Genomic DNA, 14,706 nt, shown 5'->3' with positions numbered 1-14,706 from the left:
ACTTCAGCCTGTAACGGCGGCGGCCGCCTTTGAATACTGATTTTTAAAAACGTTCTTCAAAGGTCTTAAGGGCGCACTTCTAAAACCCGGCTCATGGATCTCTCTCAGCCAATGAAGATCCTTTCTGTAATGGCCTAAAGCTTTATACTCTTCCCTGTCAACAATCATTTATTTAGATATTTTTCAAACGCTGAATCGCAGTCTCTTTACCGATCAATTCGATTGATTGCGGCAGTTCCGGACCGTGAGTTTGCCCTGTAACAGCAACACGAATCGGCATAAACAGTTTTTTCCCTTTGTGGCCAGTTTCTTTCTGCACTGCTTTGATCGATGCTTTGATATTATCTGGAGTGAACTCCTCAAGCTCTTCAAGCTTCGCAGCGAATGTGCTGAGCACTTCAGGAACCTGCTCCTCTTCCAGAACAGCTTTCGCTTCTTGATTATACTCGATCTCATCCGCAAAGAACAAATCAGTCAGCTCAACAATTTCGGCACCGTAGCTTAATTGCTCATGATACAGGGAAATCAATTTGCGAACCCACTCTTGTTCTTCAGCAGAAAGCTCAGTGCCAACTTTGCCGGCTTTTTGCAAATGCGGAAGCGTCAGTTCAACAACCTGATCAAGATCCAGCTTCTTCACATATTGGTTGTTAACCCATTTTAGCTTATGCATATCAAACAAAGCTGGTGATTTAGATAAACGATTTACATCAAAAATTTCAATAAACTGCTCTTTTGTGAAAAGCTCTTCTTCTCCAACCGGTGACCAGCCTAGCAGCCCGATAAAGTTGAACAGCGCTTCTGGCAAGTAGCCAAGCTCTTTGTACTGCTCGATGAATTGAATAATGGATTCATCACGTTTGCTGAGCTTTTTACGGCTTTCGTTTACAATCAGCGTCATATGTCCGAACTGTGGAATATCCCACCCGAATGCTTGATAGATCATAATCTGTTTCGGTGTGTTAGAAATATGATCCTCACCGCGCAGCACGTGTGTCATTTTCATTAAGTAGTCATCAATAGCTACCGCGAAGTTATAAGTAGGCGTTCCGTCCTTTTTCACAATAACGAAGTCGCCAATGCCATCTGATTCAAAAGAAATTTCGCCTTTTACGATGTCGTTGAAGGCGATGACTTTTCCTTCTGGAACACGGAAACGAATACTCGGCTTTCTGCCTTCAGCAATAAATTTCTCCTGTTCTTCCTGAGTCAGATCTCTGTGTTTCCCAGAATACCGTGGCATTTCTCCGCGGGCAATCTGCTCTTCACGCTCTTTTTCAAGCTCTTCTTCCGTACAGTAGCATTTATAAGCAAGCCCTTTTTCAAGGAGCTCTTCATAGTACACTTTATAGATATCGTTACGCTCTGACTGACGGTATGGGCCGTACTCTCCGCCGACATCCACACTCTCATCCCAGTCAATACCTAGCCACTTCAGATAATTCAGCTGGCTTTGTTCTCCGCCCTCAATATTGCGCTTTTTATCAGTGTCCTCAACACGAATGATAAACTTACCGCCTTGATTGCGAGCAAATAAATAATTAAAAAGCGCCGTTCTGGCATTTCCAATATGCAAATGTCCGGTTGGACTCGGTGCATAACGGACGCGTACTTCGTTTCCCATTTTCAAATACTTCCTTTCATGTCATGTATGGCCTCAGGCAAAAATGTATGAATCTATTCTACCACCAAATAGACCCGGCATCAAAACAAGTTAGCCTTTTTGTATCAGTACAGTCGCCTGAGCCGCTATTCCTTCCGCTCGGCCTGTAAATCCAAGCTTTTCTGTCGTTGTTGCTTTTACATTCACCTGTGAAACCTCTGCCTCAAGGCCTTCAGCGATTCTTTTTCTCATATCTTCTATGTACGGCAGCATCTTCGGCTTTTGCGCTATGATGGTGCAATCAATGTTCCCAAGGACATACCCTTTTTGTTTCACGATTCCCCAAACATGCTGAAGTAATTTGAAAGAGTCTGCGTCCTTGAACTCAGGATCTGTGTCAGGAAAATGCTTGCCAATGTCACCTTCACCCACAGCCCCCAGGCAGGCGTCAGCGACAGTATGCAACAATACGTCTGCATCAGAATGGCCAAGCAGCCCTTTTTCGTACGGGATTTCAATTCCGCCAATAATTAGAGGACGGCCCTCCACTAATTGATGCACATCAAATCCTTGTCCAATTCTAAACATGTTTATTCCCACTTTCTGATTCCATGATAGCTTCAGCTGACGTCAAATCGTCTGGCGTCGTCAGCTTAATATTTGTATAACTGCCTTCTACAACACGGACCGAACCGCCTTCCATCTGTTCAACGAGGCTGGCGTCATCCGTCCCTAAAAATCCCTTGCGCTCGGCCTCAGCGTGAGCCTCCAACAATAAAGAAAGACGAAAAGCTTGTGGCGTTTGGACAGCCCACAAGCTTGAACGTTCAATCGTCTCACTGACTTGTAAATCTTGAACGCGTTTAATTGTATCTTTTACCGGAACAGCGAGGATGGCCGCTCCTGTCTGTTCCGCCTCTGCGATCAGTTCGTCAATTTGTTCATGTTTTATAAATGGGCGGGCACCGTCATGTACAAGGACGATCTTTTCTTGCTTTACGGCTTTCAGCCCCTTATAAACACTGTGCTGACGCTCATCTCCGCCTGCAACAAGCTCAATCGATGTTTGAAACGGATAATCGGTCAGCAATTGTTGAAAGTGCTCCCGCTCCTGCTCGTTAATCACCAAAATGATTTCTTCGCACTGCCGGTGGCTGTCAAACACTCTTAACGTGTGTATGATCACCGGGTCTCCTTTCAGCTCAATGAACAGTTTATTTCTCCCTGCCTTCATCCGCTTTCCCTGTCCGGCTGCAGGAATCACCACATCATAACTCATTGTTTTTTCTCCCTTTACAGCGCCTTCTCCAACAGCTTAGGCTTCGCAAAAATCATTCGTCCCGCTGCTGTCTGCAGCACACTTGTGACGAGTACATCAATATGCTTGCCGATATAATTGCGTCCTTCTTCAACGACAATCATCGTACCATCATCCAAGTAGGCAACTCCCTGATTATGCTCTTTCCCATCCTTAATGACCTGAACATTCATTTCCTCGCCAGGAAGCACAACAGGCTTGACCGCATTAGCAAGGTCATTAATGTTTAATACTGCTACCTTCTGAAGCTCGCATACTTTATTTAAATTAAAATCATTCGTCACAACGACCCCGGATGTCAGCTTCGCAAGTTTGACGAGCTTACTGTCAACCTCCTGAATATCCTCAAAGTCGCCTTCGTAAATTTCAACTTCAATGTCTAATTCTTTCTGAATGCGGTTCAGGATATCAAGACCGCGGCGTCCTCTGTTTCGTTTTAACACATCGGAAGAGTCGGCAATATGCTGCAACTCCTCAAGGACAAACTGCGGAATCACGATAACTCCCTCTAAAAATCCAGTCTGGCAAATATCTGCTATTCTCCCATCAATAATAACACTAGTGTCCAAAATTTTCAGCTTCTTGTCTTGAACCTCATGTTCTTCTTCAGCTGATCCTTTTTTCTTTTGCATTCTGGCGGAAATGGAAAACAGGCTGATCAATTCATCCTTTTTCTTAAAGCCCACCTGGAAGCCGAGATAACCGAGGAAGAAAGCCAAAAATACAGGGATAATTGTGCTGAATATGCGGTAAGGTATATTGTCTAAAGGAATAACATTTACGATAAGATAAGCAATTATAAGTCCAAAAACCAGGCCTAGACTTCCAAATAACAAATCTGGAACCGGCGCTTTTAACAATGAATCCTCTATCCACTTCACCCAGTTCACAACGTATTCTGTACCCCATATACTGATGAGAAAAAAGATAATTGCCCCAATTGCCGCAGACGTATATGCGTTTGTTATTAAAGGTATGTCCTGTATATTTAACAGTACAAACAATTCAGGTATTAGAAATATACCAACAACGCCGCCAAAAATAATGAAGAACGCCTGAACTATTCGTTTTAACATACCCCCACCTCCTTTTTAAACATTTTAATTTCACAAAGTCTTATGCACCCTACGAATATCAGAATAAACAAAAACCAACATTAATATACCCGTATTCACCAGGTTTTAACCGAAATCACAGCTGCCGGTCTAAATAATGCTTCTCTTGCAGGCGTTTTAATCCTTTTTTGATTTTTTGGGCTCGTACTTCACCGATTCCCTCTACTTCATCTAACTCTTCTGCACTCGCCTCAATAATCCTTGGAAGGACTCCAAATGCTTCTACAACATTTTCAACAATTGGCATCGGCAGACGCGGTATCTTATTTAACAGCCTGTATCCTCTAGCCAATACATAATCATCAAGATTAGTAGAAGCAGGATAACCGAGAAGCTTATACACAATGGAATCATCCAGCAGATCATAACTGGACATATCCTGCAGCTCCTTCAAAAGAACAAACGGATCTTTAATCTTTTCTTTTACATAATCCTTAATAAATAAAGCGGCCTCTTCTTCCATATCCGTAATCAATTCAATGACTTGCAGTTTGATCAGATGTCCTTCTGTCCCCAGCTCTTTGATATACATATTTATTTCGTTTTTAATTCTCAACACCATTTCATAACGATGCATGACAGACAAGACATCACTGAAGGTAACAAGCTCCTCAAACTCTAACGCATTCAGTGCATTAATCGTTTTATCGAGGATTGTCTTATATTTTTCAAGTGTTTGAATGGCTTGGTTCGCCTTGGTTAAAATAAATCCTATGTCCTTTAGTGTATACTTCATGTTTTCCTGATATAACGTTATGACATTTCTTCTTTCAGAAATAGCGATCACAAGACAGCCGGTTTGCTTAGCTACTCTTTCGGCAGTTCTGTGCCGCATTCCTGTTTCAGATGAAGCAATTGTGGCATCCGGCATCAGCTGTGTATTCGCATATAGGATCTTTTGACCCGAATCACTTAAAATGATCGCGCCATCCATTTTAGCCAGCTCATACAAATGCGCCGGAGAAAAAGCCGTGTTGATGTGAAATCCTCCATCCACCACTTCTTTTACTTTATCATTATATCCAACAACGATCAGACCGCCTGTATTTGCTCTCAAGACGTTCTCCATCCCCGCTCTGAGCGGTGTACCCGGAGCAACAAACTGCAATATAGATGACAAGTCTAACTCGTGTTTCGCCCCTTTTTTCTCTTTTTCCATCTATTATCCTCCTAATGAAGTACGAAGCGCCTCTGCAACATTTGCTACTCCGATAACCTCAATCCCTTTTGGTTTTGTCCATCCATCCAGATTAGCCGCGGGTATGATCATGCGTTTAAAACCAAGCTTTGCCGCTTCTTTCACACGTTGTTCAATTCTTGAAACCCGTCGCACTTCTCCGGTTAATCCCACTTCTCCAATAAAACAATCTGCAGGATTTGGAGGTGTGTCTCTAAAGCTTGATGCGATACTGATCGCAATGGCAAGATCAATTGCGGGTTCATCAAGCTTAACGCCGCCAGCCACTTTCAAATAAGCATCCTGATTTTGCAGCAGCAGCCCCACTCTTTTTTCTAATACAGCCATTAACAGAGAAACCCTGTTGTGGTCTATTCCCGTTGCCATACGCCTTGGATTTCCAAAGCTTGTTGGCGAGATGAGCGCCTGAATTTCAACGAGAATCGGTCTAGTGCCCTCCATAGAAGCAGTGATACTCGAGCCCGCGGAACCCGCAGAGCGTTCCTCTAAGAAAATTTCTGAAGGATTCAAAACCTCAGTCAGCCCCTCTTCCCGCATTTCAAATATGCCCATTTCGTTTGTAGATCCGAAACGGTTTTTTACAGCCCGCAAAATGCGGAAAGTATGGTGGCGTTCTCCTTCAAAATATAAAACAGTGTCAACCATATGCTCCAACAGTCTCGGCCCTGCAATAGACCCTTCTTTCGTCACGTGTCCCACGATAAAAATCGGGATACCTTTTGTTTTTGCAATTTTCATTAGCTCAGCGGTACATTCTCTGACCTGTGAAACGCTGCCCGGTGCCGATGTGATATCGCTTTGGTATACCGTTTGAATAGAGTCAACAACGACAAACGCTGGATTCATCTCTTGTATAGCAGACGAAATATACTCCATATCGGTTTCAGATAAAACATGCAGTGACGGATTATTAATGCCGAGGCGGTCAGCTCGAAGCTTCGTTTGCTTTACAGATTCTTCTCCCGAAATATACAGCACACTGTTTGATGAGCCTGATAATTGAGCGGAAACCTGCAGTAATAACGTTGACTTTCCGATACCAGGATCACCGCCGATTAAAACGAGGGAGCCTTTAACGACACCTCCGCCGAGTACTCTGTTAAACTCGCCAAGCTGGGTTTTAACGCGGGGTTCTTCTGATGTTTCGATTGACGTAATAGGTGAAGGTTTCTGTACAGTTTGAACAGAATGAGAAAAAGCCGCTCTCCGATTGGCCGGTGCTTTTTTAATCATTTCTTCAACCATTGTATTCCAAGCACCGCAGCCCGGACATTTCCCCATCCATTTTGGAGACTCGTAGCCGCAGGATTGGCAGATGAATTTCGATTTTGTTTTAGCCATATATAGTGTAAGACCTCTCCCTTGTTCTATTTCTTGATATGAAAGTGAGGCATACACTTACATGCTGTATGCCTCATTTCTGTCTTCTATATTAATTCGTTTTAGCAGTCGTTTTTACGACAAATTCGCCATCTTCTACATCAAGAACAATATGCTGTCCTTTATGAATATTTCCTCTGAGGAGTTCTTCAGATAAACGATCCTCTACGTGTTTTTGGATCGCTCTTCTTAACGGACGGGCTCCGTACTCCAGATCAACGCCCTCTTCCGCGACTTTTGCTTTTGCAGCATCAGTCAATTCGATAGAAAGATCCTGTTCTTTCAGGCGTTTCGTCAATTGATCAGACATTAATGACACGATTTCAGTAAGATGTTTTTTCTCAAGTGAATGGAAGACGATGATTTCATCGATACGGTTGATGAACTCAGGTCTAAACGCCCGTTTCAATTCACCCATCACTTTATCTTTCATGTCTTTATGATTTTGAGTCTCATCCTGAACGTTAAAGCCGACATATTTATTGCGTTTCAGCTCACTTGCCCCGACGTTTGATGTCATGATCAAAATGGTATTGCGGAAATCGACTGTACGTCCTTTAGAATCAGTCAATCGGCCGTCTTCAAGAACTTGCAGAAGGATATTGAAGACATCAGGGTGCGCTTTCTCAATCTCATCAAGAAGCACGACAGAGTAAGGTTTTCTTCTGACTTTCTCAGTCAATTGACCGCCTTCATCGTATCCTACGTATCCCGGAGGTGAACCGACAAGTCTTGAAGTTGAGTGTTTTTCCATGTATTCAGACATATCTATTCTGATCATGGATTCTTCATCGCCAAAAATGGATTCAGCAAGTGCTCGCGCAAGCTCTGTTTTACCTACACCTGTAGGGCCTAAGAAAATGAATGAGCCGATTGGGCGTTTAGGATCTTTTAACCCTGCTCTCGCACGTCTGACGGCTTTTGCAACAGCTACAACCGCTTCATCCTGGCCGATGACACGAGAGTGAAGAATGTTTTCCATATTGAGAAGCTTATCAGTTTCAGTTTGGGCGATTTTAGATACAGGCACACCGGTCCAGCTGGATACAACCATCGCAATATCATCCACAGTAACCTCTGAATTTTCCTGCCCTTGCTTCTCTTTCCATGATTTCTTCGTATCCTCAACTTGCTCGCGCAGGCGCTGCTCAGTATCACGCAAGGAAGCAGCTTTTTCAAACTCTTGGCTTTGCACTGCCGCATCCTTCTCTTTACGAACCTCATCAAGCTTCTGCTCAAGCTCTTTTAAGTTAGGAGGCGTTGTAAAGGAGCGCAGTCTCACCTTTGAACCAGCTTCATCGATTAAGTCAATGGCTTTATCCGGAAGGAAGCGGTCAGAAATATATCTGTCAGAAAGCTTAACCGCAGCTTCAATGGCATCATCAGTGATAGAAACACGGTGGTGGGCTTCGTATCTGTCACGAAGACCTTGTAAAATTTGAATACTTTCATCGACAGATGGCTGATCTACCTGGATCGGCTGAAAACGGCGTTCCAGTGCTGCGTCTTTTTCAATATATTTACGGTACTCATCAAGAGTCGTTGCTCCAATACATTGGAGCTCACCGCGAGCAAGTGAAGGTTTTAAGATATTAGATGCATCAATAGCACCTTCTGCTCCGCCTGCCCCGATTAATGTATGGAGCTCATCGATGAATAGAATGATATTTCCTGCCTGGCGAATTTCATCCATGACCTTCTTCAGGCGATCCTCAAATTCTCCGCGATATTTTGTGCCGGCAACAACCGTTCCCATGTCTAATGTCATCACACGTTTATCACGCAAGATTTCGGGTACTTCATTATTGATAATTTGCTGTGCCAAACCTTCTGCGATAGCCGTTTTACCAACACCTGGTTCACCAATGAGAACAGGGTTGTTTTTCGTTCTGCGGCTTAACACTTCAATGACACGCTGGATTTCCTTGCTTCTGCCGATTACAGGATCAAGACTGTCTTCCTTCGCAATAGCAGTCAAGTCTCTTGCCAAGCTATCAAGCGTAGGCGTATTCGCATTGCTGTTTGTTCCTGCCGCTGATGATCCTGTTTCATTGCTTCCAAGAAGCTGGAGCACCTGCTGTCTTGCTTTATTTAAGCTGACACCGAGGTTATTCAGAACTCTCGCGGCAACACCTTCTCCTTCACGAATCAGGCCAAGAAGAATATGTTCTGTTCCGACATAAGAATGACCGAGTTTTCTTGCTTCATCCATCGAAAGTTCAATGACTTTTTTAGCTCTAGGAGTATAATGAATCGTTTGAGACATTTCCTGCCCGCGCCCGATCAAACTTTCTACTTCTTTCTGAATTTTATCTGAACCGAGTCCAAGCGCTTGAAGAGCTTTGGCAGCAATGCCCTCTCCTTCTCTTACCAGTCCTAATAAAATATGCTCAGTGCCAATATTATTATGACCTAAACGAAGTGCTTCTTCCTGTGCTAGCGCCAGTACCTTTTGAGCCCGTTCTGTAAATCTTCCAAACATCATATCGATTCATCCTCCTGTCTTTTCCCATTCATTTCTAAGTGAAGCCGTTCTCTTATGAGAGCCGCTCTTCGAATGTCCCTTTCGTTCGGACGCAAAGCGCCTCCCGAGTACTGCTGTAAAAAACCTGGCTGCGTCAAAATCATTAGTTCGTTAAGTATGTTGCTTGAAAGTCCTTTTATAATGCCTAGGTCTATGCCTAACCGAACATCTGAAAGGCACTTTGCAGTTTCTTTAGATTCTATCATCCGGCAATTAGACAAGACCCCATAAGACCGATATACCCGATCCTCAAGTTCAATTTTAGAAGTTTGATAAATCGCTTCTCGGGCAGATCGCTCTTGTTCAATCAGTTGAGCAGCAACACTGTTAAGATCATCTACAATATCCTGCTCGGACTTACCAAGCGTGATCTGATTTGAAATTTGAAAGATATTCCCTACTGCTTCGCTGCCTTCCCCATAAATTCCTCTAACAACTAAGCCTAATTGATTAATTGCCGGTATAATTCGATTTATTTGCCTAGTTAAAACCAGTGCCGGCAGATGCATCATGACCGAAGCCCTTAAACCTGTACCTACGTTTGTAGGACAGCTGGTTAAGTATCCTCTTTGCTCATTGAATGCATAATCAACTTTTTCTTCAATCCAGTCGTCGACCTGGTTTGCGGCTTTCATTGCTTCTAGAAGCTGAAATCCAGGGAAAAGACATTGTATTCTAATATGATCCTCTTCATTTAGCATGACGCTTACTTCCTCATTTTCAGAAAGCAAACAGCCGCCAAAAGGAGACTCTGTCAAATTCGGACTGATTAGATGTTTTTCAACAAGTACACGCTTTTCTAAAGGCTGTGCATCATTCATTCTAATCAAAACGAATTTGCCGATTCCGGGAATTTCTTGCTCTGAAAACTGATCTTCAAATTGCTGTATGATGGATGAGGCTTCTTCATTGGAATACCGCGTAGGGAACCGAATATGTTCAAAGTTCCTTGCTAAACGTATACGGCTGCTGAGTACAATGTCACTTTCAGGTCCTTTCTGCTTCATCCAACTGCTTAGTGCGTCCTGAATAAAATGCTTTAGCGACATTATCCCTGTTCCTCCTCACTATCTGTACTTTTGAGTGATTGTTCCAAAGAACGAATTTGATCTCTCACATGAGCTGCGTTTTCAAATTCTTCTTGATGGATTAAGGATTCTAATTCTTTTTTCAGCATATCAATCTGCCGTCTGACATGAAGATTGCCGCCAATTCGTTTCGGTATCTTCCCTGCATGCACAGTGTTTCCGCTGTGCACTTTACGTAGGATAGGTGTTATGGTGTTATGGAATGTTTTGTAACATTCAGAACATCCAAAGCGGCCAATTTTTCTGAATTGCTGAAACGTCATTCCGCATTTCGGACAAGCAGATATTTGCTCCGAGTGACTGAACATTTGAGTCCCTGCATTTTGAAATGAAGAATCCATGTTCAGCAAACCCGAAAGTAAATTATGAATAGAGAAACCTTGATTTGCACTTATACCATATGAATCACTATTTTCTTTGGCACATTGTTCACAAATATGAACTTCTATTTTTTCTCCGTTAACAACCTTTGTAAAGTGAAAAGTGGCTGGTCTCTCGTGGCACTCTTGACAAATCAATCTTTTCACCCGCTTATTTTAATTTTAAAGCAGTCAGCATAGCCTTCATCATTCTTGCTCTTAATTCATCACGTTCAGGCAAGTCAATGTGTAAAACTGAGCGGTCCATTACGCTGACCATCATTTTTGCTTCTCTTTCTGAAATCACCTTGTCTTCTAATAGCCTTAAAATAATGTCATCAGAGGCTGCTTGAGACAAATGGGTACTAATTTGAGAAATAATATTATTGATCAGGACAACTTCATTGTTCATTTTAATTTTAATGATTCTGATGTAACCGCCGCCCCCGCGTTTGCTCTCAACAATATATCCTCTTTCGCTTGTAAACCTGGTGTTGATGACATAATTTATTTGGGAAGGAACGCATTGAAATTTATCTGCAATTTCACTTCGCTTAATCTCTAAAATTTCCTTGCCATTTTGATCTAACACTCGTTTTAAATATTGTTCAATGATGTCAGAAATATTATGTCCCACTCAACCCCCTCCTTTACTGACTTTGACTATATTTGACTTTAATCTTACTATAAGCCGTTTCTCAGGAATTTTCAACTTTCTCGCTCTATCCTTTATTATTTCCATTTTCCCGGCCCATAAAACCTGAATGCTGATTTAAAATTCGGTATAAAGTTATTATATTATACAGTTAAGTGGAATTTTATGATACCAATAAAACAGAACACAAAAAACCCAGCTCGATGAGCTGGGTTTAAACTTGCTTGGCGGCGTCCTACTCTCACAGGGGGAAACCCCCGACTACCATCGGCGCTGAAGAGCTTAACTTCCGTGTTCGGTATGGGAACGGGTGTGACCTCTTCGCTATCGCCACCAAACAAATGCCTTCAGGATGAAGGTACTGGGCGTTTCTCACAGGATGTGAGAGCCCTTAGCGGAGTTTCCTTACCTTTCCGCCTTTAGAGAGGTGTTCTCTCAAAACTAGATAACAGGTGTGACATCATTCAAAATGTGGTTAAGTCCTCGATCGATTAGTATCTGTCAGCTCCATGTGTCGCCACACTTCCACCTCAGACCTATCAACCTGATCATCTTTCAGGGATCTTACTTCCTTGCGGAATGGGAAATCTCATCTTGAGGGGGGCTTCATGCTTAGATGCTTTCAGCACTTATCCCGTCCGCACATAGCTACCCAGCGATGCCCTTGGCAGAACAACTGGTACACCAGCGGTGCGTCCATCCCGGTCCTCTCGTACTAAGGACAGCTCCTCTCAAATTTCCTGCGCCCGCGACGGATAGGGACCGAACTGTCTCACGACGTTCTGAACCCAGCTCGCGTACCGCTTTAATGGGCGAACAGCCCAACCCTTGGGACCGACTACAGCCCCAGGATGCGATGAGCCGACATCGAGGTGCCAAACCTCCCCGTCGATGTGGACTCTTGGGGGAGATAAGCCTGTTATCCCCGGGGTAGCTTTTATCCGTTGAGCGATGGCCCTTCCATGCGGAACCACCGGATCACTAAGCCCGACTTTCGTCCCTGCTCGACTTGTAGGTCTCGCAGTCAAGCTCCCTTGTGCCTTTACACTCTGCGAATGATTTCCAACCATTCTGAGGGAACCTTTGGGCGCCTCCGTTACCTTTTAGGAGGCGACCGCCCCAGTCAAACTGCCCACCTGACACTGTCTCCCCGCCCGATAAGGGCGGCGGGTTAGAAGGTCAATACAGCCAGGGTAGTATCCCACCGATGCCTCCACCGAAGCTGGCGCTCCGGTTTCCAAGGCTCCTACCTATCCTGTACAAGCTGTACCAACATTCAATATCAGGCTGCAGTAAAGCTCCACGGGGTCTTTCCGTCCTGTCGCGGGTAACCTGCATCTTCACAGGTACTATAATTTCACCGAGTCTCTCGTTGAGACAGTGCCCAGATCGTTGCGCCTTTCGTGCGGGTCGGAACTTACCCGACAAGGAATTTCGCTACCTTAGGACCGTTATAGTTACGGCCGCCGTTTACTGGGGCTTCAATTCGCACCTTCGCTTACGCTAAGCGCTCCTCTTAACCTTCCAGCACCGGGCAGGCGTCAGCCCCTATACTTCGCCTTACGGCTTCGCAGAGACCTGTGTTTTTGCTAAACAGTCGCCTGGGCCTATTCACTGCGGCTCTCTCGGGCTTGCACCCTAACAGAGCACCCCTTCTCCCGAAGTTACGGGGTCATTTTGCCGAGTTCCTTAACGAGAGTTCTCTCGATCACCTTAGGATTCTCTCCTCGCCTACCTGTGTCGGTTTGCGGTACGGGCACCTCTCACCTCGCTAGAGGCTTTTCTTGGCAGTGTGGAATCAGGAACTTCGCTACTATATTTCGCTCGCCATCACAGCTCAGCCTTATGGGAAACGGATTTGCCTATTTCCCAGCCTAACTGCTTGGACGCGGATATCCAATACCGCGCTTACCCTATCCTCCTGCGTCCCCCCATTGCTCAAATGGTGAGGAGGTGGTACAGGAATATCAACCTGTTGTCCATCGCCTACGCCTTTCGGCCTCGGCTTAGGTCCCGACTAACCCTGAGCGGACGAGCCTTCCTCAGGAAACCTTAGGCATTCGGTGGAGGGGATTCTCACCCCTCTTTCGCTACTCATACCGGCATTCTCACTTCTAAGCGCTCCACCAGTCCTTCCGGTCTGGCTTCACAGCCCTTAGAACGCTCTCCTACCACTGTTCGAAGAACAGTCCGCAGCTTCGGTGATACGTTTAGCCCCGGTACATTTTCGGCGCAGAGTCACTCGACCAGTGAGCTATTACGCACTCTTTAAATGGTGGCTGCTTCTAAGCCAACATCCTGGTTGTCTAAGCAACTCCACATCCTTTTCCACTTAACGTATACTTTGGGACCTTAGCTGGCGGTCTGGGCTGTTTCCCTTTCGACTACGGATCTTATCACTCGCAGTCTGACTCCCAAGGATAAGTCATTGGCATTCGGAGTTTGACTGAATTCGGTAACCCGGTAGGGGCCCCTAGTCCAATCAGTGCTCTACCTCCAAGACTCTTACCTTGAGGCTAGCCCTAAAGCTATTTCGGAGAGAACCAGCTATCTCCAGGTTCGATTGGCATTTCACCCCTACCCACACCTCATCCCCGCACTTTTCAACGTGCGTGGGTTCGGGCCTCCATTCAGTGTTACCTGAACTTCACCCTGGACATGGGTAGATCACCTGGTTTCGGGTCTACGACCACGTACTCATGCGCCCTATTCAGACTCGCTTTCGCTGCGGCTCCGCATCTTCTGCTTAACCTTGCACGGGATCGTAACTCGCCGGTTCATTCTACAAAAGGCACGCCATCACCCGTTAACGGGCTCTGACTACTTGTAGGCACACGGTTTCAGGATCTCTTTCACTCCCCTTCCGGGGTGCTTTTCACCTTTCCCTCACGGTACTGGTTCACTATCGGTCACTAGGGAGTATTTAGCCTTGGGAGATGGTCCTCCCGGATTCCGACGGAATTTCACGTGTTCCGCCGTACTCAGGATCCACTCAGGAGAGAACGAAGTTTTGACTACAGGGCTGTTACCTCCTATGGCGGGCCTTTCCAGACCTCTTCATCTACCTCGTTCCTTTGTAACTCCGTACAGAGTGTCCTACAACCCCAAGAGGCAAGCCTCTTGGTTTGGGCTAATCCCGTTTCGCTCGCCGCTACTCAGGGAATCGCATTTGCTTTCTCTTCCTCCGGGTACTTAGATGTTTCAGTTCCCCGGGTCTGCCTTCTCATATCCTATGAATTCAGATATGGATACCACTCCATTACGAGTGGTGGGTTTCCCCATTCGGAAATCTCCGGATCAAAGCTTGCTTACAGCTCCCCGAAGCATATCGGTGTTCGTCCCGTCCTTCATCGGCTCCTAGTGCCAAGGCATCCACCGTGCGCCCTTTCTAACTTAACCGTTAAAAAGAATCACTATGTGATATCTTGTATTACTAATTGAATGTGATGTCTACTGTTATCTAGTT

The 14,706-nt window shown here is 44.9% G+C and carries 10 protein-coding genes, 2 rRNA genes and 1 other annotated feature (1 of these 13 cut by a window edge); all 12 genes read right to left on the bottom strand.

The window, feature by feature from the left end:
- Nucleotides 1-170, bottom strand: a binding site (T-box leader); it reaches 61 nt to the left of the window's first position.
- A gap of 2 nt (nt 171-172) precedes the next feature.
- The 12 genes from gltX to JQX68_RS00550 all read right to left on the bottom strand — a co-directional run bounded on the left by gltX (nt 173) and on the right by JQX68_RS00550 (nt 14,639).
- Nucleotides 173-1,624: a glutamate--tRNA ligase gene (gene gltX / locus JQX68_RS00605; protein ID WP_014662519.1), complete on the bottom strand. Its 1,452-nt coding sequence runs from the start codon at nt 1,622-1,624 to the stop codon at nt 173-175.
- Nucleotides 1,625-1,714: 90 nt separating this feature from the next.
- On the bottom strand, nt 1,715-2,191 hold the full coding sequence (gene ispF / locus JQX68_RS00600) for a 2-C-methyl-D-erythritol 2,4-cyclodiphosphate synthase (protein ID WP_014475594.1): 477 nt from the start codon (nt 2,189-2,191) through the stop codon (nt 1,715-1,717).
- Nucleotides 2,184-2,882 (bottom strand): 2-C-methyl-D-erythritol 4-phosphate cytidylyltransferase, encoded by a 699-nt coding sequence (gene ispD / locus JQX68_RS00595; RefSeq protein WP_147773083.1) that lies wholly within the window; start codon nt 2,880-2,882, stop codon nt 2,184-2,186. Before ispD ends, ispF begins: the two co-directional genes overlap by 8 nt.
- 14 nt (nt 2,883-2,896) lie before the next feature.
- Nucleotides 2,897-3,997, bottom strand: a complete 1,101-nt coding sequence (locus JQX68_RS00590; RefSeq protein ID WP_014662517.1) for a PIN/TRAM domain-containing protein — start codon at nt 3,995-3,997, stop codon at nt 2,897-2,899.
- Nucleotides 3,998-4,112: 115 nt separating this feature from the next.
- Nucleotides 4,113-5,195 carry a DNA integrity scanning diadenylate cyclase DisA gene (gene disA, locus JQX68_RS00585; RefSeq protein WP_014662516.1) on the bottom strand — a complete coding sequence of 361 codons (1,083 nt, stop codon included), beginning with the start codon at nt 5,193-5,195 and terminating at the stop codon, nt 4,113-4,115.
- A gap of 3 nt (nt 5,196-5,198) precedes the next feature.
- Nucleotides 5,199-6,575 (bottom strand): DNA repair protein RadA, encoded by a 1,377-nt coding sequence (gene radA, locus JQX68_RS00580; protein ID WP_015252992.1) that lies wholly within the window; start codon nt 6,573-6,575, stop codon nt 5,199-5,201.
- 91 nt (nt 6,576-6,666) lie between these two features.
- Nucleotides 6,667-9,099, bottom strand: coding sequence for an ATP-dependent protease ATP-binding subunit ClpC (gene clpC, locus JQX68_RS00575; protein ID WP_014475592.1), 2,433 nt, complete (start codon nt 9,097-9,099; stop codon nt 6,667-6,669).
- Nucleotides 9,096-10,187: a protein-arginine kinase McsB gene (gene mcsB / locus JQX68_RS00570; RefSeq protein WP_069148826.1), complete on the bottom strand. Its 1,092-nt coding sequence runs from the start codon at nt 10,185-10,187 to the stop codon at nt 9,096-9,098. The genes clpC and mcsB overlap by 4 nt, the downstream gene beginning before the upstream one ends.
- On the bottom strand, nt 10,187-10,744 hold the full coding sequence (gene mcsA, locus JQX68_RS00565; protein WP_147773088.1) for a protein-arginine kinase activator protein McsA: 558 nt from the start codon (nt 10,742-10,744) through the stop codon (nt 10,187-10,189). The genes mcsB and mcsA overlap by 1 nt, the downstream gene beginning before the upstream one ends.
- A 13-nt stretch (nt 10,745-10,757) precedes the next feature.
- Entirely contained in the window at nt 10,758-11,222 is a 465-nt protein-coding gene (gene ctsR / locus JQX68_RS00560; protein WP_014662512.1) for a transcriptional regulator CtsR, read from the bottom strand.
- Between the two features lie 240 nt (nt 11,223-11,462).
- Nucleotides 11,463-11,578 (bottom strand): 5S ribosomal RNA (rrf, locus tag JQX68_RS00555).
- Nucleotides 11,579-11,711: 133 nt separating this feature from the next.
- Nucleotides 11,712-14,639, bottom strand: a 23S ribosomal RNA gene (locus JQX68_RS00550).
- Between the last annotated feature and the right edge of the window lie 67 nt (nt 14,640-14,706).

The organism is Bacillus sp. LJBS06, from assembly GCF_016924995.1.
Classification (GTDB): Bacteria; Bacillota; Bacilli; order Bacillales; family Bacillaceae; genus Bacillus; species Bacillus stercoris.
The sequence above is the reverse complement of the archived record's forward strand: the minus strand, read 5'-3'. Positions and strand labels throughout refer to the sequence as shown.